Genomic DNA, 24,556 nt, shown 5'->3' with positions numbered 1-24,556 from the left:
TCACTTTTTTCTCATATCTTATTTGCAACCTATTGTGATTATAGAATCATTATATCACTTTTTGAGCGAGTTAGAACTATCTGTTCTAAACTACTTTTCTTTGTTTCATGAAATACAAGAAGTTATAAAGATTACCGTTTATTTGTGCCCAAAATGTGCCTATTCTAAAGCCCACTTTGTTCACGGAGCTCTTTCAGACCCCAAGAACCCCAAGAACTTGTTTCCTTAGAAAAATCATCCCATGCCTTGCTTAAAACCTCGATATTTGAATAAGAAACCAAGGACTTCTCAATAAATTCAAAATTATTAAATTGTGGAACTGGTAAAAAACTGTGACTCGCTCCCGTAAGCATATATGAATCGACAAAATTAGCAACCTGACATATTACTTTATATGCATTCCACAAATGACCTAAGGTAATCGATACTTCATCAGCCTTATAATGCTCCCGACTCTGAGGCGTAGCGAGATGCGCTATGTATTTATTCACGTATAGGTTAATGTCTGTCGATACGTCTTTAAGTATCTTAATTAAACAATCTAAGACTTTTTCTTGGATAACATCAGAAGGCTTGCGTTGCTCTGCGCTTACTCCAGATAACGCATCAATTGCTTCATGACGTAATTTTATCGGCCAACTATCTAAGTCTCGCGGCCCCCAAATAACCCGTTGTCCATTTTTTACTTGTTCAGCGATAAACTCTTGCTCTCGTTTCTCAATAGCCTCGTAATCATATTCGAGACCTTCTGCTGCAAAAAAATTCTCCCTAGTGAATAACGCTATATTTTTCCTCATATCATTTAATAATGCAAATAGAGAAAAAATCCCTCTCTCGGCATCACGTAGCTCATAAGCTGGATCTGTTAACCGGCGAATAGCAAGAAATTGACTATCGAAGAAACACTCATCTATAAAGTGATGTAACATCCCATTGATTTCCTTCTGACCTTCTTCATTTTCCGCAGTTATCTTGCGCGCCTCGTTAATTACTCTAAAAACGGCAGCATTCCAAACCATGTCAAAAATCTGATTGAATATAGAATTACGGTCTTTACCGGAGAGGCATTCTATCCATAATTCTCTTTTAACCTTGAATTGTTCAAAAAGTACTCGACCTTCAAATTCTCCCCAGAGTTGTCCACTAGACTTACCAAATTCTCTTTTGAGGAAAGCTTCATCTGTTTCGCTATTTTTCAACGCATTTGTAAAATCAACAAGCAAGTTTCCTTTAGAATATTTTGTTGCTAACCATTTAAAAAATTCAGCCCACACATCATAGTCTCTTTGCTCTTTCAAGCTAGTATTTATTTTTATTTTGCTTGGTTCGAATTTGGGTTGATTCGGACCATCCCATCCCAACAACAATCGCACATGATTAGCCATTCCTTCTATAAGCCATAATTTATTATCAATATTTTCAAAGTTATCATCTTGAAAATCTTGTGCCACATGAGTTCCCTCATGGACTAAGACTCCTAAATCCTTAGGATCAAGCTGGTTCGGATCCAAATAGATATCACTATGGCCAGTCTTCCCAGCTGGTGGCCCTAAGGGTAATGTTTTCATAACGATATTAACCCTCTCACGCATTGGAAGATCAACGAGCTGTAGAATCTTTGGGTATTTATTCTCAAAATACTGGAATAACTGAAAAGCCCTATCTTTAAGCTGTGGGAATTCAGAGTAATTAAAAATGCAATATTTACCTTCTATAGCATTCGGCATCTTGTTTTCCTTGTAACAATCAAGATTAGTTTAGAATATACTGATCTAATACTAATAACTACTACTTGTTATAATCCAAGCAGATAGGATTGACCATGATTAAATTTGTGCCTAACTTGTGCCCAATTGGTTCAAGTTAAATGCTCCTCTATCTTTTAATGTGCTTACTACCCCAATATTGATTTTGAAACATTGAGTTTTTTCTCTATTAGATAATCTGCTATCGCCCTTATAATCCATGTATCTTGAGATAAATCCCTTGATTCAGCCACATTATCCGGATCAATTGTTGGATCTACAAATGCATGAGCGATTGCACACCGGCGTTCATATAAATACTTCGGGATGTCATTTACTGATTTTTTGAGCTCATCTATTCTTTTCGTGGCAAGGTCACACTTTATATGCTGAAGTAAACTTCCTAGGCTTGCGATCAATTCATTCTGAGGCTTCTGTTTATTTACTCTTGTAGTTTTGTCATTATAAAAGATATTTATAATCTTAAAGAAGCTCAAGAAAGACAAAGGAACAGAATCCGTTACTAAGCCTTCTCTGTAAAGGGCAAGCGCTAAAGACGCTTTATGATTCTTTTCTATATCCCGGTAAAATGGAAAATCTATTGAGGAACCTAGCATTCTCCTTCTCATCGGTATAGCAATAGGGGCGACATTAGACACACCGATATCATATATAATATCCATACCTCCATTCCCACCATCACACCATGAAATAATACTTAAAAACCTGTTAACAAGAGTCATCGCATCAATACGAGACATTTTTTCCTTACTAATGTTAATATGAATAGACTGTTCTGTTTCCCTAGTCGCAGGTTTTAGAAGAAATTCATGCCCGCCAAATAAAATCTTTTTGTCCTCAGTAGGCCAGCAACACCCTCCGGTGATCCCTAAATTTAACCAACAATCCATTAGAACACCTCGTTCTACATCAATCGACTCTTATCTATTACTTTTCAATAAGTTATGAATATCACCTGTCTTTCTGTGCCCAAAATGTGCCTAATTTTTAATAACTGAACTGTTTTTCTCTCTATAAAACAAAAAATACCAACTTTTGGTTGGTATTTTTAGGCTGGTGTTATGCGGCAAGGCTTGACTGTCATTCCCGCCAGTAGAAACAACAGATAACCTACACCGCAATCTTCAACTGATATAAGCATACAACATTTATCTTAGATTTGCAAGCTTTATTTATGGCATATATATAAATGGGTGTGCTGGTTCTAAGAATTTCAAAAACATTAATTCTTTATCAAAATGATATGCAGTAATAAGAGTTAGTGGCTTCCCTGCCTCTTTTCTAATAACAATAAAGAAGTAATGCATAACTTTTGATACTTCTCCCGTTGCTTTGTCTTTATATGGCACATTTAATGCGCTAATATAATAATAAGTTGTCCAGGATCGCTCGGTAAATTCATAGATTCCTTTAGAATTTCTAAGTGTTGGTATTATCCAGGGAAGTCGTTTTCCTCGAGACTCGCTATAGTTCTTCGGATTAAGATCTGGATCATGATCAAATAATGAATTTAGGCCGTTTTCATCAAGAACAATCTCTCTACCATAAATATCTTTAACACTACCTTCTACATATTCCTCATAAAACTTGATAGCATCATCATAAGGAAAATGACCAAATTTTGATAAAGGATCGCACTCTGGTGGAATAATATAAAGATTTGATAAATAATGATCTACTAGATAAATGGAATTTGAAATATCTGTTTTGCTGAGAGGATAAAAATCTCTCAAGGGTTTATTTTTGCGTATCAATTTTGCTTCCCAAATATCCTTTTTCCTTTTGAACTTAAAATAAACGACCTTCATTGCCTTATAGAATATTTTCGATAAAATATCTCTGGTTGGATCAGAAAAGAAATTAAACAAAACAAAAAAGTCTCTGGGTAAGGTGTCCCGCCTCGAGAGCTCATCCCTCACATTTGGTTTTGTCTTTTTTTGACTTTTTTGCATATAGTTATTATTCATTCTCAGAGCTCACTCTACTAAAACTCCAGTTTTTCTACTGCCCTATCTACGTGTTCATCCGCTAAGTGAGAATAAATCATAGTTGTCTCTATGTCTGAGTGCCCCATTAGTTTTTTTACTGTGGGCAAATCTACTCCGCTCATAACCAAATGGCTTGCAAAAGTATGCCGGAGACTATGCAATTTTGTTACATCGGGAAAAGCGCTTTTCTTTGTGATCCGAATAAGTTCCTTCCTAATTTCGTTTTTATGAATTTTCTCGCCTTTATTATCAGTAAATACTAAACTGCCTCTACTCTTTTCCTTATGCTTCTTTAGTACCTTTATCAAGCTATCGTTCATAGGAATATACCGTTCTGAGGTTTTAGGCTCCCAATCCTCTTTAGCTCTTATTTGTAGTCTCTTCCTGCTAAAATCTATATCTTTCCATTCAAGATTAAGCAACTCACCTCTTCTCATGCCAGTGTTAAGAAAAGTAAAGAATATAGGATATAACTCTTCTCCACAATTATTTAGCAACTTCTCGCATTCTTCTTTTGAGAGAAATCTTGGCTCCTGGGTTTTGGTAATTCTAAAGAAAGTTACGCCTTCTGTGGGATTATTTTGAGAATAACCCCACTTCCGTGCCAAATTAAACATACCCCGGAGCATCTGAAGCTCTATATTAACTGTTTTATCTTCAGCTTTCCCCTCTTTACGGAAATGCTTATAATCTTCAAATAACTTAGGATCTAAATGAGAAATCTTATTTACATAGGGGCGAGTAGCAAGGAAAGACTTGAAGTTATCAAGAATCCCCCTGTATCTTTCGTAAGTATTCGGAGCGTGGTTTATCTTGGAGTATTTAAGATATTCTTCAAATAGCTTCTCTAGAGAATTGTCTTTTGGTGAAAAACCTAATTCACCCTTAGCTATTTTAACTTCTATATCTTTTAGGGCAAGCTCGGCTATTCTTTTGGAAGGACCTACTTTTTTACGGAAGCGCCTACCGTTAATCCGGTAGTCAACAAAGTATGATTCGTTTCTCCGACGGAGAGTTGCCACAATTTCCTCACTTTTTCATGTTTCTATGGGCACCATTTGGGCACTGGCACCTATTGGAAATAGTAGCATTTTTGTAAATACTTGTCAAGTAATATAGTTACGAGATGCTTATAAATTTAAATGCCGAGGGAGGGAATCGGACCCCCCACGCCGGCCTTTTCAGGGCCGCGCTCTACCACTGAGCTACCTCGGCTAAATCTTTTTGTTGGCGCCTGCCGGCAGGCAGGAATCCTGCGAAGCCCTACCATCATTTGCTAATCAAAGGGCGTAGCAGAAGAGCTACCTCGGCTGGGTGCTATTTAATCTTTTTACCACAAATGGAGAAAAAAGCAAGTAGATTAAAAAAAGCGTAAATATGCCCACGCCTGCCTTTTTTGAGAAAGCAATCAAGATTAAAAGAATAAATAAAATTAAAACCGTAAATCTTACCTGCTTACCTAATAATTGTTTTAAGCCATCAAGATTTAAATATCTTACCCGTGAAACCATCAAGAAAGCCAACAACAGCACTAAAAGCAGAAAAACCACGGGTACGTATTGGGGCAACGGAGAGATATCCTTTCCTTTTATGTAGATAAGAATAAAAGAGGCTAATATACCGCCGCTTACGGTAGTGGGCAAGCCATAAAAATAATTTACCATTTTTTCTTTCGCGGTAATATTATATTTGGCCAAGCGCATTACACTAGAACAAAGATAAATAAATAATGCCGCAGTCGCCCAGAAATAAAAGTGCCGGCAAATAAATATATACCCCAACAGAGCCGGCGCAATGCCAAAAGATACTACATCTACCAGGGAGTCCAGTTCTTTTCCAAACGCACTCGGGATGGAGTTCCTGCGCGCAACCTGGCCATCGAGCCCGTCAAAGATAACCGAGAGGATTATCGCCCAGGCAGCAAAAGTAAAATGGGCCTCCAAGGAAAAAATAACAGATAGAAAACCGCAAGCTAGGCTTAAGAAAGTAAGGGAATTCGCCAAAAGGTTCACCCCGCCCTTCCTTTCCGATATATACCCCAACCTTTCACTGTTATAATACTTTTATAAATTTTAGGAAGGGCGGGGTTCATTTGGCCTGCTCCATAATCTTCACAAATATATCCTGGGCTAATTCTAAATTGGGAAAATGGTATTTACGCGCCGAGACCTTAAGCCTGGTAGTCGTAGCCGTCAGCCGGATTAACCTAATATATACCTTACTTGATTCTGCTTCCAACTCAATATAGCCCTTGGCCATATCCTCGTATTTTATCTGGCCGCGGATCTTGCTGATGGTAAGAGCAGAAGCCCAAAGGCTATCATAAGATTTATCCGTTTCGCCTTGTATGGTATCCCTGCTTGAGGCATGACCTCCTACAGCGCCTACTGCGCCTCCCACGATTAAAGGCGCACATCCTGAAATAACTAAAAGAATACAGGGCAATAAAAATAAGGCTGTCTTTTTCATTTTAAGACCTTTTTGGAAAAAACTTTTACGAAACAAAGGCCGGTAAGCCCCAAGATTATACCCCAGGATAGAATAATAAAAATCAAGCCGTATATTTTCATATTATGTTTTTTTGCATTTTAGGCCTTCTGTGCTGCCAGGCTATCTTTACCAGGACTGCCAGGGTCAAGAATATTAAAAGCAGCCCTATCCTTGTGCCTAAGATAAAAATCCGGTCTACCGAAGAGACATTCTTCATGAATATAATAGGGAGCCACTCCTGCCAGAACCACATCCCCAATATAAAAAATAAGAATAAAGGAGTGATATAACGGATAATAAACTTATAAACCTTAGGCACCCGCATATCCGCTCCCCTGTGTATCTCATCCCAGGCCTTCTCCATGCCGAAAACCCAGGCAAAGAGTATAGTTTCAATGGTAGCAAATAAAACCAAAAAGAATGTCCCGCCCCAGAAATCCAATTCGTCCACTACGCCGTTGCCTAAAAAGAATATTACGGCATGACAGAGGATAAAAGTTACGATACCGAATAACGCTACTGCCTTTTTTCTGCTGATATCAAACTCATCCTCTAAAAATGCTACTGCCGGCTGGGCAAGCGATACCGAAGAAGTTATCCCTGCTAAAAACAACAGAAAGAACCAGAAGAATCCTAAAATCTGCGCCAGCGGTAATTTATTCAAAACCAAAGGCATAGTCACAAACCCCAGATTAAATACCCCTGAACGGGCGATAGATTGTATATCCTGCGGGCCGAAGAAAACAAAGGCCGCGGGTATAATAATGCTGCCGCCTAAAATAACCTCGGCTATTTCATTGGTGCTGGCAGCAGTCAAACCGGAGAGGACAACGTCATCCCCTTTAGATAAATAGCTGGCATAGGTGAGTATTACTCCGATACCTACGCTTAAAGTAAAAAATATCTGGCCTGCTGCCTCAAGCCACACCTTGGCGGATTTTAAGGCAGAAAAATCCGGATTCCATAAGAAACCAAAGCCATTAATTATGTTCCAAGAAGGCCTGGTTAGGTCAGGCGTGCCTAAAGTCGCAACCCTTATTAAGAGTACTACGCCAAAGATAAATAAAAGAGGCATCGCCCATTTACAGAGCCGCTCTATGCCCCCTTTTATACCATAATATATCACCCAGATATTTAAAATAAAGGTGATGAGGAAAAATAAATATGCCGGGCCTAACCCGTGAAAATACTGGTTATTCTCCAGGCCCTGAAAACCCCTTAGGAAACTCTGCATTGCTGCCTGGTCGGCCAATTTGCTGTATTTACCCAAAAGGGCGAAGAAACTGTAGGCTAAGGTCCAGGACTCTATATAGGTATAATATATTAATATAACTAAGGGGCCGAATATTCCGATAACGCCGAAATATTTAATAAAACGGTTCTTCTGCCAGATGCTGTGGAATATCCCGGGGGCTGTACCGTGCTCAAAGCCGCCTCCGTAACGGCCCAGGGTCCATTCAATCCACATCAGTGGTATACCCAATAAAAAAAGAGAGATGAAATAGGGGATCATAAATGCGCCGCCGCCGTTTGAGGCGACCTTGGCAGGAAACCTTAAAAAATTCCCTAAACCTACGGCAGAACCTGCTACTGCCATGATTATGCCTAAGCGCGAACCCCAGCTATCCCTCTTCTTTGCCTGTATCATGAAACCAACTCTCCAGCCTATCCAGTCTCCGGGCCACTTCCCGGCTCAATCCTTCCCCGAAAGCAATCGATTCCGGCTGAATAATTAAAATAATTATATCCGCCTTTAAATTGCTTTGCAAGTAATTTATGGTCAAGGAAATAGAGGCATTGTGCGTGGCAAAGAGATTGGTTGTTTTTAAATCCCGCGCCTCCAGAATCCGGAATTCTCCCGGCTTAGCCCCGAAATCCACCGCGTCTATAATCACTATAGTGTCGGGCTCTTCTTTGATAATCTTTTCTAAGTAGTTTTCCGGGCTTACGCCAACATCAAAAACTTTAAACGCTACCTTATCTTTGAGGCGGCTGGCCAAAACTGACCCCACCCCATCGTCACTACGCATGGTATTGCCGATACCCACGATGGCCACTTTACCTTTTAGGTGAGATTTAAGATGGTCTAACATGACTTTCTACGGCTGCCTTGTCTTACTTTCCCGCAGCACCGCTCCAAATTCCCCACCGAGGAATTTCTCGCTTGAAGTTTGTGCTCGCTCTCACTGATTATTTAAATAGCGGGTGAACCTTGGCCGCTCGCACAAACTACATGCTGTGTGAAAGCAAGCCAAGTCATCCGTTCAAATAAATCTATTAATATTTATGGTAAATGGAATTTCATGTTATTTTGCGGAGGGTTTGCGAGCGTGCAATAGAAATTGTTCGGCAAAGGTGCACGAGGAATTACGTCAAGCTCAAAGCCTGAGTAACCTACTCTTACCAGCGTAAGTTGCGAGCGAAAGCGAGACGTAAGCCTTCGTGCGTCAGCGAACAATTTCAGCACGCGAGCAAAGCCCGCAGCAAAATACTATATCGGTATCCCTAAGTCCTTGACTACGATTCTACCGCAATACTTCGGCCCATCGCCAACAAGCATACCGCGCTTCTTAGCCACAAAGGTCACGGTTGTATCAGCTTTTACACAACAACCCAATACCCTTCCTGTTGTAGCATCCAAACCCGAAGGTATATCCACGGATAAGATATGGGCATTGGAGATATTGATGATGCCGATTAAGTCCCGATAAATACCCCTTACTTCGCCCGCTAAACCCACTCCCAAAAGCGCATCAATAATCAGATTATATCCGGAAATCTTATTTTTTACTAAATGCAAATTTTCCTCACTAATTTCCAGCACCCTCTGTTTTAATTTTAACAAAATCTCCAGGTTCGGCCTCGCCTCATTTTCTACTTCAGCGATACTGCCGGCTAAATAAATATCGGGTTTTATCCCCTGCGTTAAAAGATGCCTCGCTGTTACAAACCCATCGCCGCCATTATTGCCCTTACCGCAAAATATCGCCACCTTCTTTTCCTTGCGGCGCAGTAGTTTTATTGCTTCCTCAGAAACCCCTCTCCCGGCATTCTCCATTAAGACGAGAGTAGAAATACCGAAAACTTCACGCGCCTTTATATCGATATCTTTTGATTGCCTTGCAGTGAGCAATTTAGAATTTTTTACCATGCCGGTAGGGACGGGTCTTATTATATTCTATTTTCTTCAGGAGGGTTTTTTCCAGGTCAATATCTCTGGCCCCGCAGTAATCAAAGATACGGATGCAGCAGTCTGCCAATTCTTCCGCAATATTATCTTTGTGGCCGTGGTTACGCATCGCCTCTAAGGCCTCGGATAACTCCGAATGCATCAGGGCGATGAGCTCTCCGTCGTTACGTTCGCTGTCCCACCAACCCTTATCTTTAGCGATACGGTGGCATTCCCTGATAAATTTATTTATCTCCCAGTCCTGCTTGTTCTTTTGCTTTTTGTCTTTGTACACGGGTACGCACCTCCAGTTCTTCCAAAGTCATTGTTTTATCCAAAACAGAAAATACGCCTGCGGAAATAAACTCTTTGGCATAGGTGCTCGGCGAAGATACTTCTATTTTGGTATTATTAGCGTCTATCTCTTTAAAAAATAAACCCACCACAGTAGTATCTTCGCGGGAAACATAAATAGCAATCATATGCTTTTTAATGTCCTGTTTATAAATGTATGCCTCCATGCGCTTAAGGATATCCAGCGTTTTGGTATAAGAGCTAAAGTAATCGTAATTAAAGACCTTAGTGATGGCAGAACTACGGTTGTCCTCCAGAACTTTGGTAGAAATGCCGGCGAACCCTTTAGCCGCCTCGGTCAGCGAAGCGCAACCGCTCATTAAAATTCCAAACATCAAGTAGCAAATTCCCAATAATAACCAATGACTGAAAATTTTTTGTTTATAATTTTGTAAATTGGGATTTGGGATTTGTTTGGGATTTGTAAATTGGGATTTGGGATTTAACATTTTTTCCTCCATTTTATTCATTAATGACCTGCCAGATTTTATCTAGGTTCTTACGCGTTTCATCCTCTCCTCTTTTGGCAAAATCTTCTGACTTATGCAGTTGTAGCCAATGCAGGCCGCCGGTATCCGGATGAAGCACGATATCCGCCAGCTGCGCCTCTTTTTGCGCCACTTCCGACTGCAGCATCTCGATACTGCTGAATATGATGCCGACTATATTATCTTTGAACTTATCCCTAATATAGCTGCCTAAACCGAACCACTTCTTCTTTTTTATCTCCTTTATATCAATGGCTTCCTTTACTTTTTCGTATTGGCTGAGTATATCCTCTTTAGAGGGCGTGACATTCACGGCAATAATCTTTTTCATGCCTGTTTTAAATAATGCCTCCGTAGGCAAAGGATTGATCACTCCTCCGTCAAACAATATTTCCTCTTTAAATTTAAAGGGCTTGAATACGCCGGGCATGGCACAGCTGGCCATAATCGCGTCTATCAGCAAACCTTTATCTATAATCCGGGATTCTTTCTTTTTTACATCGCTGGCGATAATCATCAATGGCAGCTTGACATCATAAAAAGTCTTATTTCCTAAGTGTTTCTTCAGGAAATTATAGAGTTTATTGCCTTTAATAAAGCCCATTAGCGGCAGGGTCAGGTCTATAAAACTCCAGATGTATTTGGGCTCTTTGAATTCTTTGGTTATCTGGAGTATCTCGCCAGATGACTTACCTGTCGCCCAAAGGGCAGCGATAACCGCGCCGATACTGGAGCCGGCGATCGCATCTACGGGTATCTTCTCCTCCTCAATTACCTTCAAGACCCCGATATGGCAAAAACCATAAGCAAAGCCCACGCCTAATGCCAGGCCTACCAAACAATCCCCCATCTGGCGCGCGATTCTTTTTACAGCTTTGGCGTATTCGCTATCCGGGCCCGTCAATACCAGCCTGTCAGTGCTGGAAAATTCTATCTTAGGCAGGGTAGCGAATATCGGCTGACCCAAAAGTTCTCTTTGCCCTTCATGCGTAAGCCTGGAGAGTTTATATTCATTAATGATGACTTTTATCTTTTTCTCGGGGAAATGAAAGTCTGCTTTAAGCCTTTCTATCAAATGGCGCGTCCTCTTTAAATCCACAGGCTCAGGGCTGGTAAGGATATTAATCACGTCTGACTGATGCAGCATATCAAAGACCGCGCGGTCCATGGCCGAAGGTAAGTCTAAAATCAGGTAGTGATAATCGTTCACTAAAAGGGTTAAAACAGCGATCAGGTTTTTCACGCAAGAGGCATCTTCCTGTTCGTAAGAAAAACAGATTAAATCCATGCCGAAGTTATTATGTAAAACGAAATCTTTTATCTTATCAGGGGCATCTGCCGTAGAGCCAGAGAGACTAAAAACAGGATAGTTGGTATTAATTTCTAATTTTGCGGGCAGGCTGTGGGTATTATCCTTAAGGCATATATCCAATATGGCCGCAGACTTATGCGTTTCCTTTTGAAGGCTTAAAGCCAGATTCAGCGCATATACAGTCTTACCGGCCTGCGAATAAGAGCTGAATACGGCAATAATAGCGCTTTCAAAAACCGTCTTCTGGTGGATGTCCTTGCGTTTGAGCCTGCGGGATAAGGTCTGGCTTAAATCAATAGCCAGGCGCGGGATCTTCTTCAAAACAAAATCGAAGTCTTCTTTCTTAATCACCAGAAGCAGGCTGTCATTTATGGCCCTGGCAGTAACGGAATGGGGCTCGCCTGTCAAAAGCGAGATAATCCCGAAATATTTTCCGCGGTGCAGATACTCCAGGGCTGTTTCGTTGCCCTGGGTGTCCTGGGTATAGATGACTACCCTGCCTAGAATAATGCAATAAAAGGCATCCGGAGGCGAACCCTCTTTATAAATAAGCTCTCCCTTCCTGTATTCTACGAAACTGCTTTTTTCCTTAATAATATCTAATTCTATTCGGGATAAGCCTAAAAATAAAGGAATCTCCTGGAAGATGTAGTCTTTATTTACGGTCTCCATTTTTACTCCAACCTGCCCGTCTTACAGACTAAAGAAAGTCTCTTTGCGCTTTCTCTGACAGTGCGCCTATAAGTATGGTAATCTATTTCAATAAGGCCGAAACGCGGGGCGAAACCTTTATCCCATTCAAAATTGTCTATCAGCGACCAGTAAATATAGCCTAAGAGAGGCGCCCCTGCCTGTATCGCCAGATGTAAATTTTTTAAATGCGCATAGATAAAATCCCACCTTAAATTATCGTCGTCAGTACATACGCCGTTTTCTAAAATAAACAGCGGCAGGTTATATTTTTTAAATTCTAAGAGCACGCTGTATAAACCTTCAGGATAAATATCCCAGCCCATAGAGTTCTTCTTAAGGCAACTATGGCCTCCCTGGCAGACATCCATTGTCAGGTTCCTGATGCCCCAGCCTTGCGTCTCCACCAGGCTGCGGCTATAATAATTTATGCCTATAAAGTCCAGCGTCTTGGCACGTAGCAGCCTCTCTACAAAATCAAGATTGTAATACCTGTTTCTTAAATAAACAGCGATCTTATTTCTTAGGGTGGGGATGCAGGCAACAAACGCCTGCGTATTCTTGGCGATACTTATTAAAGGATAATTTAAGGATTTATCTTCGTAAATGCGCCGGATCAAACGATAGGTTTCTATGTGGGCGCGGATCAAATTTTCCTGGACGCGGTTAGCTTTAAGAATGGATTTCTCCTGGGGCGGCCAGACACCCAGGATATAGGCATGATAGGCATAAACCAGAGGTTCGTTTATAGTTACCCAATAGCGCACTCCTGGAGCCAGCTCCCGCACCACCTTATCCACGTAACGTAAAAAGTAAAAGCCGGACTTTTTATTCTGCCAACCCCCTAATTTTGCAAACCAAAGCGGGTTAGTAAAATGATGCAGGGTAACTACAGGTTCAAGGCTGTTGGCCTTTAAGGAAAGGATTACTTCTTTATAGCGCTGTATTTCTGATGCTGAAAACTCCCCCTCCCGGGGTTCAATGCGGCTCCACTCTATGGATAAACGGTGGCAGTTATGGTTAAGGCTAGCTGCTAAGGCAAAATCCTCTTTATAAAACTCATAGTGGCGGCAGGCCTGGCCTGAGGCGTCCCTTAAACCGACTCTCTTCTCCCACTCCCACCAGTCGCTATTTATATTGTTGCCTTCTACCTGATAGGAAGATGTGGCTGCACCCCAGAAGAAATCTTTAGGGAATTGAATCACTCTGTCTCCGCGAAACCCCGCTCTTTTAGGCAGATTCTGCTACGATTGCTTGCCTTGCCAAAAGGGCGGGGTAAGTTCGTGCATACAATTTATGTTCACTAACGTTCCATAAATTGTGCACTCACTTATTATAGCACTCTAAAATAAAAAATCCCAACTTTTTGTTGGGATTTTTGAGGATAAACGTGCCGATAAAGGTGCCCGCTTTACGCAGCTTGCAACACCTTTACTTACGGCAACCCAGCTACCATATTGCTACTCACCGCCTCACTATTCTACCCGAAAAATTCGCGATAGAAACGACCGGCTAAAGCAACTTAGGCCTGTGGCTTTGCGTTATCCGCCTTTCGGCGGGTTTACCTTTATCGGCTAATATAAGTATACACTATAATTACCTGTTTTTCAAGGTGAGGATACGCCTAAATTATCTAAATATCTTTTCGCCTTTAAACCCTTTGATAATCCTAAATGTGAAAAAATAAGCGAAAATCTTTAGCTTTCGATTAAAAAGGAGGTCAAAGACCATATGTTGTGTTATACCAATGGCAAGGGCAATCCAGAATATGCCTAATCTTAGGAACCAGATGAGAATCCATAATAGGATTGCTAACTCTAGGGAATGAAAAATGAGGACTATAAGGCGGTATTTCTCCTCTACACACCAGGCATATATATCTTTTATTTTTAGCGTTATCCCCTGGTTGGCATAATAATCCAGAACATGGTCTGAATCTATCAATATGCCGGCAGCCAAAGAGGCAAAAAATGCTATAGTAGACCTGAAAAATAGATAAACCAGCCCACTGATAGTTAAAGTGCAGATAACATGGCCTGTGGGTTTGATGCTACACCTCTTTTAAAAAAGCAGGGTTATCTTTTTTTCTTGGACGTAGACGAAACGGACGCGGGGTTAAGATGCTGGCTCAATAAGGCCCAGGTCTTAGGCCCGACTTTACCGTCAACTTCCAGATTATTTGCCCTCTGGAAATCCTCAATTGCCTTCTTGGTCATGGGTCCCTTTTTGCCATCCGCCAATCCCGTATAGTAACCGGAATTCTTAAGCGCGGTCTGAATCTCTTCAACCGTGGGCTTAAAGGTTGTAGGCGGCAAGGGCAGTTCTGTTTTTGTCTCAACCGGAACTATTGTTACTGCGGGTGTAGCGGTTTTAGAAGTTGTTTCGGGCGTTGAAACATAACCCTGGTTACCTAATTCCTCTATGGAAAGCGGTTCTTGCATTTCTGTAAGGGACTGCTCTTTTTTAGCGCAGCTAAACAGAGAAATGCTCACTACTAAGGCTAAAACGATAAATACGAACTTCTTCATACCCCACTCCCCCTTTCTTAAATGAGCACATAACTTACGGATACGCAGTATAAGTAAGTTATAAGTGCGAATTTAATCCGCCAAAGGCGGATGTCTTTATTTATTCTAATACTTTTTTCAAAAAAATCAACACATTCGTATGCCTAATTGCGACCCCGCCTTTTGCAGGGTCGCCGAATGTATCAAATAAAACTTTAATGTTGCCTTCTTATATCCGGATATGCTATGTTGATAACCGTAAAAAATATGGCGCAGATAATACCGCTTACCATTACTGTAAGAGAGACCCCCCATGCCTGCGATAAGATTCCCGCCAGCAGGTTACCAAAAGGCATAAAGCCGGCAAAGGTAAACATAAATACGCTCATCACCCTGCCTCTGAATTCATCTTTGACACTAACCTGTAAGAGGGTATTTATTACCGCTATGGCCATAACAGAACCCCAGCCGATCAACATCAGGGCAATAACTGATAACAAAAATATTTTTGATAAAGAAAATAATATTAAAGCAAGGGAGAATACTAGGGAAGAAAAAACGAGGAGCCTGCCTTTATATTTAAAATCCCCCAGGGCCGCCAGGACCAATGCCGCAATCAAAGCGCCGAATCCGCTGGAAGACATCAGTATGCCTAAACCCCCGGCACCTACCTTTAATATACGTTCGGCAAAAACAGGCATGAGTATAACATAAGAAATGCCGAATAAGCTGGAGATACCGACCATGGTAATCAATACCAATATCAAACGGCTATTTTTTATAAACCTCAGGCCCTCGGCCAGGTCTCTCGCCACTGTATTATTCCCCGGGGCCCTGGGGTTATTATGGATCTTAATAGACAAAAGAATAATTATCAGCGGCAGGAAACTTATGGCGTTTATATAAAAGCATCCGCTCATACTAATACCTGCGATGAGCACGCCGGCTAAAGCCGGGCCGATTATCCGGCTGGAATTAAAAGCTATGGAATTAAGGGCAATGGCATTAAATAAATGCTCCCGGCCGACTAACTCTACCACCACTGCCTGGCGGCTGGGGGCATCAAAGGCCATAACCATACCGTTTAATACCGCGATAAACATTATCTGGCCGGGTGTAATCACCTTCATCTGCGTCAAGGCTGCCAAAAAAAATGCCAGAATCATAAAAGCGCTCTGGGTAAAAAGAAGGATAATCTTTTTATTCACCCGGTCTGCTACTACCCCGCCGAATAAAGATAAAAGAAAGACCGGTATGGAACCTAAGAAGCCCACAAACCCCAGCAAAAATGCCGAATCCGTGATTTGGAATACCAGCCAGCTCTGGGCTACTGCCTGGACCCAGGTGCCGATAAGCGAAATAAACATCCCCAGCCAATAGAGCCGGTAATTTCTTACTTTTAATGAAGAGAGCATCTTAGGATTTGAGCACAGCTAGGCGCCGGCAGCGGGGGCAGAGGACTTCTATACGGTCAGCGCGCCGGAATCCGAATCCTTCCTTAGGAGGGCATTCTGTTTCAGGGGCGAGTCCTAAGTCTTTTAGATAAAAAAGCATCAACGAAGCATTGGAGAAACAAAGCGGGCCGAGTTTATTGGCTACCCAGAGCATCTGCGCGTAAGGTATAATGTTTTCACCGCAACAGCAGCAAACAATAAATTCCTTTTCTATCGTCTGTTTTAGCTCCCCTCTTTTTCCCGTTGTCGCTAAATCGAATTCATTGGAAAGCATAATGCCTTTACCGGTTATGCAATTGGCCTGGCATTGCCCGCAGAATATGCACATATCCCAATTCAGCGTCAGGACCCTCTTGCCTCTGGTATCTTCCATCTTGATTGCCCCTGACGGGCAGACCTGAAAACAGGCGCCGCAACCCACGCAATCTTTCTCGTGGAATTCCGGCTTTCCCCGGAATCTCTCAAAAGGCTTATGCGGCTGGTAAGGAAACTTAGAAGTGTAAGGACCCTTGATGAGTGCCCTTATTGCTTCTTTTAATTCTCTTAGTTTGGGATATTTCATTTTTTATCTTCTGCGTACTTATCGCAGACTGACTTTTCCCAAAGCTTCACGCCTGATTTATGCGCGCTCCTGGATAAGACGTGAGCTGACACAGGAGCGGTTAATGCCAGAAATAATATGCATAAAAGGGCCTTCGCCCCGCAGGCAGTAAAACCTTTATAGAGGAATAAGCCGAAAAGTATGCTGCTGGTCCCTAAGGTCACGCATTTGATAGAGGCATGCAAGCGGTTATAGACGTCGGGCAGCCTTATCAGCCCCAGGCAACCTAAAAAATTAAACCCCAAACCGACCATAATCATAACCATGCCGAAAATCTCATTCATTTTTATTTATTCCTCAAAATTTTTTCCTTCCAGGTATTTAGCCAAAGCCAAAATGGAAATAAAACTCTGCAGCGCCCAGGCAATACCGATATCAATGTACCAGTCGCGGCCCGTAGGAATGCCTAAAATAGCGCAGAAGCCCACAATGATAATCCCCAGGATATCTATAGCTACCACCCTATCCACGGCGGTCGGGCCTTTTAATACGCGCCACAAACAGAATACGCCGCAGAAAAGCAGGATAAAAAATGCCTTTTTTAAAAATACGGACTGCCATTCCAGTAAAGACGGTAAAGGGTAAAACAGAATCGCGGAAAAAATAAATAAAATAATTATTAGCCCCAAAAACCAGCGCAGCCTCTTCATTCAAATATCCTCTTCAGTATGCGTTCGAACTTGCCGATAACCATGTCTGTTGCCTGCCGCATATCTTCACTCCCAACCTCAACCCAGTGCACATATAAAAAACCATTTTCTTTATCGATATCCACAGTCATAGTGCCCGGCTTAAGGGTGAGGGTATTGGCTAGGAATACTAACCCAATATCCGACTTCAGGGTAGTCTTTACTTTGACGATCCCCGGCCGTATAGGTAAGGCAGGATGCACTATACGGTAGGCGCTGTCAACATTTGCCTTGATACATTCCCAGATAAATAAAGGAATATAATAAATAAACCAGAGGTAGCGCTTAAGATCCTTAAAAATATGGGGATCCTGTATAAATAAATCGTGGGTTAACCAGGAAACCGTCAAAGCCAAGAGCACCCCCGCAATTAAATCCCCCAGAGACAAGGACCAGCTTAATAATAGGTAAACTAGCCATGCCAATATAAACAGGATTATACGCGTCTTTATCATTTTATTGCACCCGCGGAGATATTCTGATAATTATTGCCTGACGATAAAACCTCGGCTGCCCTCTGAAGAAAAGGCCTGAATGCAGGGGCCAATAATAACCCGCTCAATACGCAGATAACTGCCAAAATAATCATAGGCATCTTCATGCTCAGGGGTACCTCTTTTATATCCTTCCGGCTGGTTTCGGATTTGCCGAAAAATGTAAAATTCTGGAATTTTAAATAATAAGCGAGGGTGATTATACTCACCAGCACTGCCGTCAGGGCCAGTCCAAAGTAGCGCGCCTGGACTGCTGCTATAACAATAAGTAACTTACTCCAGAAACCGCCCAAAGGCGGAATGCCCGAAATAGCCAAGGAACCGATTAAACTTGTGGAGCACGTAACAGGCAGGCGGCTGCTTAACCCTCCTAATTTATCGAGCCGGCGCGTGCCGGTAGAATACTCTATTGCGCCGGCATCCAAAAAGAGGAGCGACTTAAATAAGGCATGATTGACCAGATGGAATAAGGCAGCAAAAATAGCTAAGGGCGTGTTAATCCCGAGGGCAAAGATAATATAACCTATCTGGCTGACGCTAGAATAGGCAAACATCCTTTTAATATCCTTCTGCGCTATTGCCAGAAATGCCCCTGCTACCATTGACAATACCCCCAGGATTATAAAAACCCAGAGCACTTTACCGTAAACTCCCAGGATATTAAAAATAACCCTGCTTAAGGCATATATGCCTGAGGTTTTAATAAATACCCCTGATAGAATTGCGGATACCGGCGCCGGGGCAGACGGATGCGCATCCGCCAGCCAGGCATGAAAAGGGACTATTGCGGCCTTCAGGCCAAAACCGGCTAAGAATAAAACCGTTACAAATCGAATGATCATACCTTGGGGTTTCGCGGATAATACCGCGGCCATATCCGCCATATTCAAGGTAGAAGTATAACTATAGAGCATGGCTATGCCCAGGAGAATAAAGATAGAAGCCACAGAACCCATCACCGCATATTTAAAAGAGGCCTCCAGGTCTTCTGACTCAGTGCCAAAAGCAACCAAGGCATAACCGGCTATAGAGGCGACTTCCAAAAATACATAGATACTGAATAAATCCGCACTTATAATTATCCCGTTCATCCCTGCCAACATCAGCATAAATAAGGCAGAGAATTTCCATTTGTCGCTATAGCGTTGCATATAACCTAAAGAATATATTGTAACTAAGAAACTAATCAGATTGACCGTAACCAGCATTAAAGCGCTCAAACCGTCAAGGGCCAAAGATACGCCCAGCGCCGGAAGCCAGGCGCCCAGTTTATAAACAAATATATTATTTGTTGCCTTGGGTATAAAGAATAAGACGCTTAAGGATAACAAAAAAAGTACGGAACTGGCCAGTATAGAAAAAATATACTCCAGCTGCTTTAATGCCCTCGCTAAAAGGATAATAAAGAATGCTGCTGTTAAAGGAATAGCGACAAATAATACCGGCGATACCTGATGCATAAACCTAACCTTTCAGTTTATTTATTTTAGTGATATCGAATGTACCGTACTTTTCGTATATCCTTATGGCAATAGCCGCCAATAAAGCAGTAATAACCAGGCCGATGACCATGGCAGTCAAAACTAAATTCTGGGGTAAGGGGTCGACCATATTTAAAATTACCTGGTCCTTGGCAAATATGGGCGCGCGGCCCTTTAAACGATAACCTACCAGGATCAGGAATAGATTGACGGCGTAATCCATAACTACCAGGCCGATGATAATCTTGATGACGTTTCTCTTACGCAATACGCCGTAAAGGCCGATAGAAAAAAGTATAAAACACAATATATATATCATCATAATCTACGCCCCGTCTTTTTTTATCAAAGCTAAAGCCAAAAAAATTATGAACAACCCCGCCCCCACGGTAAAACATATGGCTATATCGCATAAAGAAAGAATAATTAAATTCGCTGGCCTGGATATTAAAATCAGCAAAACAACCGCTGCTGCCAAGGCCATCAGGGATAACAGGAATGTTTGATTCAATTTCTTCAAGGCAACATCCTTGCCGAAGGCAAGCAGGACATGGATAAAAGAAAGCGCAATGATTAGCCCCCCGGCGAATCCGCCGCCCGGCCGCATATGGCCGTGCAGGCTGACATATATGCCATAGATAAATATCAGGCCGATAGTCAAACGGGTAATGGTCTTAACGATTATACCCATCCCTGCTTCCTTATTTTCCATGTATCCTTCCTGTCTTCCTCATCACTGCAAGTATGCCTATTACTGCAGTCGCCAGCACGGCAATCTCGCCTAACGTATCGTAACTGCGGAAGTTAAGGGCGACTGCCGTCACAATATTAGCCGAACCGGTTTTTTCTAACCCCCGGGCAATATATTCCTGCGAAACGCGCATAATCGGCTCACCGAAACGAGGCAGCTCAAGGAGCGCAAAATAAGCAAAAATTAAAAATACGGCAATAAATAATACGCTAGCTATAGTATTAAAGAGCCAGCGCCCATCCCTGACCAGAGGCAGGTCCTTGTTGATGGTGGCGCGGATAAGCAGGATCAGGCATAAGAGCTCAATAACCAATTGCATAATAGCCAGGTTAGGCGCCTTTAAAATCAAAAACGCCAGGCATAGGCCCAGGCCTACCGTGCTCAAGGCAATGACGCTAGAGAGCATATCCTTGATTTCAATCGCAGCTATGGCAGCCACAATCATAAATAATAAAAGCAGATAAATCTCCATATTCTCCTATCTAAAAAACCAGAAAAATAAAACCGCCATCCCTAATAAACACCAGACCAGGTATGTCGGCAATATGCCGTTATGTAAATACTGCATTGCCCCGGATACGGCAAATACCAGCTTCTTAAGCCCTTCGTAAATATCGAATAATCCTGCCTCTGCTTTTTTATAAAGCGCTTTAAAAATGCCGAATTCCCTGATAGTGTTATAAAATTCCGTTCCCGTGACCCTGTGCTCTTCTAAATCGAGGGATTCTGTACCCGTGAATGCCACATCCTGGCGCAGAGAAGTCTTTAATAAACCAAAACCCACTATAAAAATACCTATGGCTAAAGCAACAACTATCAGTAGCATCGATAAGCCCGCATACCATGCCCCGATAAAAACAACCGGGCCCACGACGGGTAAAATAAAATATTTCATGGGCAGCTGCACAGCAAATACGCCGAAGATAATACAAAGGCCTGCCAAAATAATGCAGGGAAGCCACATTGCCCAACGGACTTCTGTTAAAATGTTGGAATGCTGGAATGTTTTAATGTTAGGCGATTGTCCTAAAAAAACAGCATGAATTATTTTCATAAATGATGCTAAAGTCAAAGTACTTCCAAGCATCGCTGCAATTAAACATAACATGCATAAAAGATTTTTAAACACGTAAATATTTGAACTTTTAAACATTTCAACAATTCCTTGATAGATCATCCATTTGGAAAAAAATCCGTTAAAAGGCGGAATCCCGGATATCGAAAGGCTGGCCACAAGCGCGGATATATAGGTAAGGGGCATTGCCCTGGCAAGGCCGCCTAATTCATCTAATTCGCTGGTTTTAGTGCGATACTCAACATTGCCGCTGGTGAAAAATAAACAGGATTTATATATTGCGTTGTTTAGCATATGGAAGAGGCCGCCGGCAATACCAATAGGATTACCCGTGCCTATACCTAAAATCATGTACCCTACCTGTGAAACCACATGGTAACCCAGGAGTTTCTTCATATTGTGCTGGACTAAAGCCATCATCACCGCAGCCACGATAGTAAAGGCGCCGATAACCATAAGGAATATATTTAAGCCGTTGTTCATTACAAATAAATTCAGGGAGAGCCGCGCCAAAAGATAAATCCCTAATAATTTATCCAGCGCAGCGGGAAGATACGCTACCACCGGAAGCGGGGCATCTTTGGCTGTATCCGGAATCCAGGAATGAAACGGCATGGCACCGGCCTTGGCAAAACAGGCAACGGCAATACAAAGATAGGCCGATATTGCTAGGCCGCTATCCGGCCTGATTTTAATCATATCCATCTGCATGCTGCCCGCAAGATAATAAATAATGCCTATGCCCAATAACATTAATGCGTCCGAACCGCCTACGATAATAAAGGTCTTTTTGGCTATAGCGCTGGCATTATCGCCCATATTCACAAGAAGATAAAGCGTCAGGCCCAAAAAACCCCAGAACAATAAAAGTAAAGCCAGATGGTTAGAAAGTACGGCTAACACAGAGGCGGCTGCCGTTAAGATAATATAGGTATAATATTGAAAAAGCCGCTGTTTTCCTTTCATGAAGCCAAAAGAATAGATTATGGTCAGGACGGAGAATAAACCTATTGCCAGGACCACAAAACTATTTAAACTATCCCATTTAAATAAAGGGTAAAAAAAGTTTATCATTTTAGCTATAATATAAACTTACAACTTACGGCTTTTTTTCAACTTCTCCGTCTTTTCCTGGGATAATTTTATCAGGTCCCAGCCGTTCATCACCTTTTTATCGCTACCCCTGTCTAAAACCGCCAGCCTCTCCGTACAACAGTAACAAGGGTCAACCGCTGCCAGGGTAATGGCCGCATCTGATATGGTGCCTCCGATTACAGCGACCTTATTAGAAGCTACGTTCATAAAACTGGGGGCGCGGATTTTATGCCTGATCGGCCTGTTCGTGCCGTCGCTTCTTACGTAATGAAAACACTCTCCCCTGGGCGCCTCAACGCGGCCTATGCCTTCTCCGGCAGGTATATCCTTTATATCGGCGTCGATTTCACCCTTAGGCATTTTATTCAGGCATTGACGGATAATGCTTATTGATTCATAAAGCTCTAAGATCCGGACTCTTGTCTTGGCGAATACATCCCCGTCTTTTTCTATAATTACATTCCAGTCTACCCTATCAAATACGCCGTAGGGGTCGTCCCTGCGCACATCTATATTTACTCCCGAGGCCCTCCCCGTCGGGCCGACAACGCACCAGTCAACAGCCTGCTGCCTGGTTAAAATACCTACTCCCTTAAGCCTTGCCTGTATCACTGGGTCATCCATTACTGCGCCCTTAAACATGTCCACGGCCGGGGCTAACTCATCTATAACCTTCTTTAATATAGGTATATCCTCATCTTTTATATCGCGGCGCACGCCCCCGACCTTGCTCATACCGTAATGATTGCGGTTACCACAAATCATTTCAAAACAATCCAATACCGGCTCGCGGTATTTCCAGGCCCACATCCAGACGGTATTGTATCCGATAAAGTGGCCGGCTAAGCCCAGCCATAATAAATGGCTGTGAATACGCTGCAGTTCATCTACAATCGTGCGTATATAGAGCGCCCTCTCGGGCACCACCTTTGCTTCGCCGCCTAATATATCCTCTACTGCCAACACATAGGCATAGGGGTGGCTAGAGGAACAGATACCGCAGATACGCTCGACCAGAAACGGGACCTGGTCAAAATGCTTGTGCTCAGAGAGTTCTTCGATTCCCCGGTGCACATAGCCTAAGACGATATCGATATCCACTACCTTCTCCCCCTCTACATAAAGCCTGAAGAGTTCCGGCTCTTCCTGCAGAGGATGATAGGGGCCAATTGGTATTATAACTTTGTGCGACATATTTGTTTATTGAGTTATTTGAGTTTCTTGAGTTATTGAGTTAAAACTCTACGAACCCAATGAACTCTAAAAACTCAACGAACTATTTTTCTTTTCTTAATGGATACTTATTTTCCGGCCATTCATCAGCCAGGAGTAACCTCTTTAAATCCGGATGCCCGATAAAATTAATTCCCAATAGCTCCCATACTTCACGCTCAATCCACTCTGCGCCCTTAAAAAGCGGGGCGATAGAATCTATCTGGGGATTCTTTTTATCTTCTATCAAAACCCGCACCGAAACCATTTCTCCGGTCTCATCAAAACTAAAATGGTATAATATCTCTAAGCCCTGCGGCGTATCCTGGGCCGAAGCAGTAGCAAACCTTAAACCCAAATCTTTGAATAAGAAACTCACTGCGCCCCTGATATCCTGAGGATTGATGGAAAAATATATCCTCTTTGCCGAGTGCTCATGCCAATGAGCTATTTTACCGGCCAATTTATCTTTAATCTCATCCGCTATAGACATTATTTTTCGCCTCTAACTTTCTTTATCAACTTTGCGATTCCCGCGATCATTGCCTCCGGCTTAGGCGGGCAGCCGGGGATATAGACATCTACAGGAATTATTTCATCCACTGCGCAGGGGCTATTATAGGATTCCTGAAAAATTATCCTTCCGCAGGCACAGCCGCCGATTGCCGCAACCAAACAAGGTTTAGGCGCTTGAGCATAGAGTTTTTTTAGCCTTTCTTTGGTTTTATAATTAGGCACCCCCGTTACTAAAAGGGCATCAGCCTGCCGCACGCTTCCTACTAAAACTATCCCCAAGCGTTCGACATCGTGCCTGGGAGTAAGTAAGTCCAGGATTTCAATATCGCAATTGTTGCAGGGAGACGTCGCTGCATGAAAAACCCAGATTGATTTTGTTAATGCTTTTAATTTAAGGTCCATGCTTTTACTGTTAGAATGTTAT

General features: G+C 42.3%; 28 protein-coding genes, 1 tRNA gene and 1 riboswitch. All 29 genes read right to left on the bottom strand.

The features are described 5' to 3' along the window. Positions 1–164: 164 nt before the first annotated feature. The 29 genes from PHV44_03005 to nuoB all read right to left on the bottom strand — a co-directional run bounded on the left by PHV44_03005 (position 165) and on the right by nuoB (position 24,534). Positions 165–1,727 (bottom strand): basic secretory protein-like protein, encoded by a 1,563-nt coding sequence (locus tag PHV44_03005; GenBank protein MDD5592253.1) that lies wholly within the window; start codon positions 1,725–1,727, stop codon positions 165–167. Between the two features lie 167 nt (positions 1,728–1,894). Continuing rightward, complete coding sequence (locus tag PHV44_03000; GenBank protein ID MDD5592252.1) at positions 1,895–2,656, bottom strand: hypothetical protein; 762 nt, start codon at positions 2,654–2,656, stop codon at positions 1,895–1,897. Between the two features lie 282 nt (positions 2,657–2,938). Beyond that, positions 2,939–3,733 (bottom strand): hypothetical protein, encoded by a 795-nt coding sequence (locus PHV44_02995; protein MDD5592251.1) that lies wholly within the window; start codon positions 3,731–3,733, stop codon positions 2,939–2,941. A gap of 17 nt (positions 3,734–3,750) precedes the next feature. After that, on the bottom strand, positions 3,751–4,776 hold the full coding sequence (locus tag PHV44_02990) for a tyrosine-type recombinase/integrase (protein ID MDD5592250.1): 1,026 nt from the start codon (positions 4,774–4,776) through the stop codon (positions 3,751–3,753). A gap of 121 nt (positions 4,777–4,897) precedes the next feature. Beyond that, a tRNA-Phe gene (locus PHV44_02985) sits at positions 4,898–4,969 on the bottom strand. Positions 4,970–5,055: 86 nt separating this feature from the next. Next, a complete protein-coding gene (pssA, locus tag PHV44_02980; protein ID MDD5592249.1) occupies positions 5,056–5,766 on the bottom strand; it encodes a CDP-diacylglycerol--serine O-phosphatidyltransferase in 711 nt (236 codons plus the stop codon). A 76-nt stretch (positions 5,767–5,842) separates the two neighbouring features. Then, positions 5,843–6,223 (bottom strand): hypothetical protein, encoded by a 381-nt coding sequence (locus PHV44_02975; GenBank protein MDD5592248.1) that lies wholly within the window; start codon positions 6,221–6,223, stop codon positions 5,843–5,845. Positions 6,224–6,320: 97 nt separating this feature from the next. Further along, the gene (locus tag PHV44_02970) at positions 6,321–7,892 is read right to left on the bottom strand and encodes a sodium-dependent transporter (protein MDD5592247.1); all 1,572 of its coding nucleotides are present in this window, start codon (positions 7,890–7,892) and stop codon (positions 6,321–6,323) included. Then, positions 7,867–8,337 (bottom strand): hydrogenase 3 maturation endopeptidase HyCI, encoded by a 471-nt coding sequence (locus PHV44_02965; protein MDD5592246.1) that lies wholly within the window; start codon positions 8,335–8,337, stop codon positions 7,867–7,869. The genes PHV44_02970 and PHV44_02965 overlap by 26 nt, the downstream gene beginning before the upstream one ends. Before the next feature lie 398 nt (positions 8,338–8,735). Next, the gene (locus PHV44_02960) at positions 8,736–9,395 is read right to left on the bottom strand and encodes an NAD(P)H-hydrate epimerase (protein ID MDD5592245.1); all 660 of its coding nucleotides are present in this window, start codon (positions 9,393–9,395) and stop codon (positions 8,736–8,738) included. After that, on the bottom strand, positions 9,379–9,708 hold the full coding sequence (locus PHV44_02955) for a hypothetical protein (protein MDD5592244.1): 330 nt from the start codon (positions 9,706–9,708) through the stop codon (positions 9,379–9,381). Before PHV44_02955 ends, PHV44_02960 begins: the two co-directional genes overlap by 17 nt. Continuing rightward, entirely contained in the window at positions 9,659–10,102 is a 444-nt protein-coding gene (locus PHV44_02950) for a hypothetical protein (GenBank protein MDD5592243.1), read from the bottom strand. Before PHV44_02950 ends, PHV44_02955 begins: the two co-directional genes overlap by 50 nt. A gap of 127 nt (positions 10,103–10,229) precedes the next feature. Further along, on the bottom strand, positions 10,230–12,239 hold the full coding sequence (locus PHV44_02945; protein ID MDD5592242.1) for a patatin-like phospholipase family protein: 2,010 nt from the start codon (positions 12,237–12,239) through the stop codon (positions 10,230–10,232). Between the two features lie 2 nt (positions 12,240–12,241). Then, positions 12,242–13,462, bottom strand: coding sequence for a glycoside hydrolase family 1 protein (locus PHV44_02940; GenBank protein MDD5592241.1), 1,221 nt, complete (start codon positions 13,460–13,462; stop codon positions 12,242–12,244). 231 nt (positions 13,463–13,693) lie between these two features. Beyond that, a riboswitch (cyclic di-GMP riboswitch) is annotated at positions 13,694–13,833 on the bottom strand. 53 nt (positions 13,834–13,886) lie between these two features. Beyond that, positions 13,887–14,216 carry a hypothetical protein gene (locus PHV44_02935; protein MDD5592240.1) on the bottom strand — a complete coding sequence of 110 codons (330 nt, stop codon included), beginning with the start codon at positions 14,214–14,216 and terminating at the stop codon, positions 13,887–13,889. A 116-nt stretch (positions 14,217–14,332) separates the two neighbouring features. After that, a complete protein-coding gene (locus PHV44_02930; GenBank protein ID MDD5592239.1) occupies positions 14,333–14,785 on the bottom strand; it encodes a peptidoglycan-binding domain-containing protein in 453 nt (150 codons plus the stop codon). A 194-nt stretch (positions 14,786–14,979) separates the two neighbouring features. Continuing rightward, on the bottom strand, positions 14,980–16,179 hold the full coding sequence (locus tag PHV44_02925) for an MFS transporter (protein ID MDD5592238.1): 1,200 nt from the start codon (positions 16,177–16,179) through the stop codon (positions 14,980–14,982). A gap of 1 nt (position 16,180) precedes the next feature. After that, on the bottom strand, positions 16,181–16,780 hold the full coding sequence (locus PHV44_02920; protein ID MDD5592237.1) for a 4Fe-4S binding protein: 600 nt from the start codon (positions 16,778–16,780) through the stop codon (positions 16,181–16,183). Further along, positions 16,777–17,103 (bottom strand): monovalent cation/H(+) antiporter subunit G, encoded by a 327-nt coding sequence (mnhG, locus tag PHV44_02915; protein ID MDD5592236.1) that lies wholly within the window; start codon positions 17,101–17,103, stop codon positions 16,777–16,779. The genes PHV44_02920 and mnhG overlap by 4 nt, the downstream gene beginning before the upstream one ends. Before the next feature lie 6 nt (positions 17,104–17,109). Continuing rightward, positions 17,110–17,469 (bottom strand): cation:proton antiporter, encoded by a 360-nt coding sequence (locus PHV44_02910; GenBank protein ID MDD5592235.1) that lies wholly within the window; start codon positions 17,467–17,469, stop codon positions 17,110–17,112. Further along, positions 17,466–17,963, bottom strand: a complete 498-nt coding sequence (locus tag PHV44_02905; GenBank protein MDD5592234.1) for a Na+/H+ antiporter subunit E — start codon at positions 17,961–17,963, stop codon at positions 17,466–17,468. Before PHV44_02905 ends, PHV44_02910 begins: the two co-directional genes overlap by 4 nt. Beyond that, a complete protein-coding gene (locus PHV44_02900) occupies positions 17,960–19,462 on the bottom strand; it encodes a proton-conducting transporter membrane subunit (GenBank protein MDD5592233.1) in 1,503 nt (500 codons plus the stop codon). Before PHV44_02900 ends, PHV44_02905 begins: the two co-directional genes overlap by 4 nt. Before the next feature lie 4 nt (positions 19,463–19,466). Beyond that, complete coding sequence (locus PHV44_02895) at positions 19,467–19,805, bottom strand: sodium:proton antiporter (GenBank protein MDD5592232.1); 339 nt, start codon at positions 19,803–19,805, stop codon at positions 19,467–19,469. A gap of 3 nt (positions 19,806–19,808) precedes the next feature. Continuing rightward, positions 19,809–20,195 carry an MnhB domain-containing protein gene (locus PHV44_02890; protein ID MDD5592231.1) on the bottom strand — a complete coding sequence of 129 codons (387 nt, stop codon included), beginning with the start codon at positions 20,193–20,195 and terminating at the stop codon, positions 19,809–19,811. Then, positions 20,185–20,706 (bottom strand): DUF4040 domain-containing protein, encoded by a 522-nt coding sequence (locus tag PHV44_02885; protein ID MDD5592230.1) that lies wholly within the window; start codon positions 20,704–20,706, stop codon positions 20,185–20,187. Before PHV44_02885 ends, PHV44_02890 begins: the two co-directional genes overlap by 11 nt. A 6-nt stretch (positions 20,707–20,712) precedes the next feature. Next, positions 20,713–22,383, bottom strand: coding sequence for a proton-conducting transporter membrane subunit (locus PHV44_02880; GenBank protein ID MDD5592229.1), 1,671 nt, complete (start codon positions 22,381–22,383; stop codon positions 20,713–20,715). An 18-nt stretch (positions 22,384–22,401) separates the two neighbouring features. Further along, on the bottom strand, positions 22,402–23,598 hold the full coding sequence (locus PHV44_02875) for a nickel-dependent hydrogenase large subunit (GenBank protein ID MDD5592228.1): 1,197 nt from the start codon (positions 23,596–23,598) through the stop codon (positions 22,402–22,404). A gap of 82 nt (positions 23,599–23,680) precedes the next feature. Continuing rightward, the gene (locus PHV44_02870; GenBank protein ID MDD5592227.1) at positions 23,681–24,109 is read right to left on the bottom strand and encodes an NADH-quinone oxidoreductase subunit C; all 429 of its coding nucleotides are present in this window, start codon (positions 24,107–24,109) and stop codon (positions 23,681–23,683) included. Next, positions 24,109–24,534 (bottom strand): NADH-quinone oxidoreductase subunit NuoB, encoded by a 426-nt coding sequence (nuoB, locus tag PHV44_02865; protein MDD5592226.1) that lies wholly within the window; start codon positions 24,532–24,534, stop codon positions 24,109–24,111. Before nuoB ends, PHV44_02870 begins: the two co-directional genes overlap by 1 nt. Between the last annotated feature and the right edge of the window lie 22 nt (positions 24,535–24,556).

The organism is Candidatus Omnitrophota bacterium (genome assembly GCA_028717245.1).
Classification (GTDB): domain Bacteria; phylum Omnitrophota; class Gorgyraeia; order Gygaellales; family Profunditerraquicolaceae; genus JAGUYA01.
This window is presented reverse-complemented; position numbering and strand designations above follow the sequence as displayed.

Bases quoted from the DNA above. Each gene is read 5' to 3' on its own strand.
- PHV44_03005 (MDD5592253.1), bottom strand. From the start codon at position 1,727: ATGCCGAATGCTATAGAAGGTAAATATTGCATTTTTAATTACTCTGAA.
- PHV44_03000 (MDD5592252.1), bottom strand. From the start codon at position 2,656: ATGGATTGTTGGTTAAATTTAGGGATCACCGGAGGGTGTTGCTGGCCT.
- PHV44_02995 (MDD5592251.1), bottom strand. From the start codon at position 3,733: ATGAATAATAACTATATGCAAAAAAGTCAAAAAAAGACAAAACCAAAT.
- PHV44_02975 (MDD5592248.1), bottom strand. From the start codon at position 6,223: ATGAAAAAGACAGCCTTATTTTTATTGCCCTGTATTCTTTTAGTTATT.
- PHV44_02970 (MDD5592247.1), bottom strand. From the start codon at position 7,892: ATGATACAGGCAAAGAAGAGGGATAGCTGGGGTTCGCGCTTAGGCATA.
- PHV44_02965 (MDD5592246.1), bottom strand. From the start codon at position 8,337: ATGTTAGACCATCTTAAATCTCACCTAAAAGGTAAAGTGGCCATCGTG.
- PHV44_02960 (MDD5592245.1), bottom strand. From the start codon at position 9,395: ATGGTAAAAAATTCTAAATTGCTCACTGCAAGGCAATCAAAAGATATC.
- PHV44_02950 (MDD5592243.1), bottom strand. From the start codon at position 10,102: ATGTTTGGAATTTTAATGAGCGGTTGCGCTTCGCTGACCGAGGCGGCT.
- PHV44_02945 (MDD5592242.1), bottom strand. From the start codon at position 12,239: ATGGAGACCGTAAATAAAGACTACATCTTCCAGGAGATTCCTTTATTT.
- PHV44_02930 (MDD5592239.1), bottom strand. From the start codon at position 14,785: ATGAAGAAGTTCGTATTTATCGTTTTAGCCTTAGTAGTGAGCATTTCT.
- PHV44_02925 (MDD5592238.1), bottom strand. From the start codon at position 16,179: ATGCTCTCTTCATTAAAAGTAAGAAATTACCGGCTCTATTGGCTGGGG.
- PHV44_02920 (MDD5592237.1), bottom strand. From the start codon at position 16,780: ATGAAATATCCCAAACTAAGAGAATTAAAAGAAGCAATAAGGGCACTC.
- mnhG (MDD5592236.1), bottom strand. From the start codon at position 17,103: ATGAATGAGATTTTCGGCATGGTTATGATTATGGTCGGTTTGGGGTTT.
- PHV44_02910 (MDD5592235.1), bottom strand. From the start codon at position 17,469: ATGAAGAGGCTGCGCTGGTTTTTGGGGCTAATAATTATTTTATTTATT.
- PHV44_02905 (MDD5592234.1), bottom strand. From the start codon at position 17,963: ATGATAAAGACGCGTATAATCCTGTTTATATTGGCATGGCTAGTTTAC.
- PHV44_02900 (MDD5592233.1), bottom strand. From the start codon at position 19,462: ATGCATCAGGTATCGCCGGTATTATTTGTCGCTATTCCTTTAACAGCA.
- PHV44_02895 (MDD5592232.1), bottom strand. From the start codon at position 19,805: ATGATGATATATATATTGTGTTTTATACTTTTTTCTATCGGCCTTTAC.
- PHV44_02890 (MDD5592231.1), bottom strand. From the start codon at position 20,195: ATGGAAAATAAGGAAGCAGGGATGGGTATAATCGTTAAGACCATTACC.
- PHV44_02885 (MDD5592230.1), bottom strand. From the start codon at position 20,706: ATGGAGATTTATCTGCTTTTATTATTTATGATTGTGGCTGCCATAGCT.
- PHV44_02880 (MDD5592229.1), bottom strand. From the start codon at position 22,383: ATGATAAACTTTTTTTACCCTTTATTTAAATGGGATAGTTTAAATAGT.
- PHV44_02875 (MDD5592228.1), bottom strand. From the start codon at position 23,598: ATGTCGCACAAAGTTATAATACCAATTGGCCCCTATCATCCTCTGCAG.
- PHV44_02870 (MDD5592227.1), bottom strand. From the start codon at position 24,109: ATGTCTATAGCGGATGAGATTAAAGATAAATTGGCCGGTAAAATAGCT.
- nuoB (MDD5592226.1), bottom strand. From the start codon at position 24,534: ATGGACCTTAAATTAAAAGCATTAACAAAATCAATCTGGGTTTTTCAT.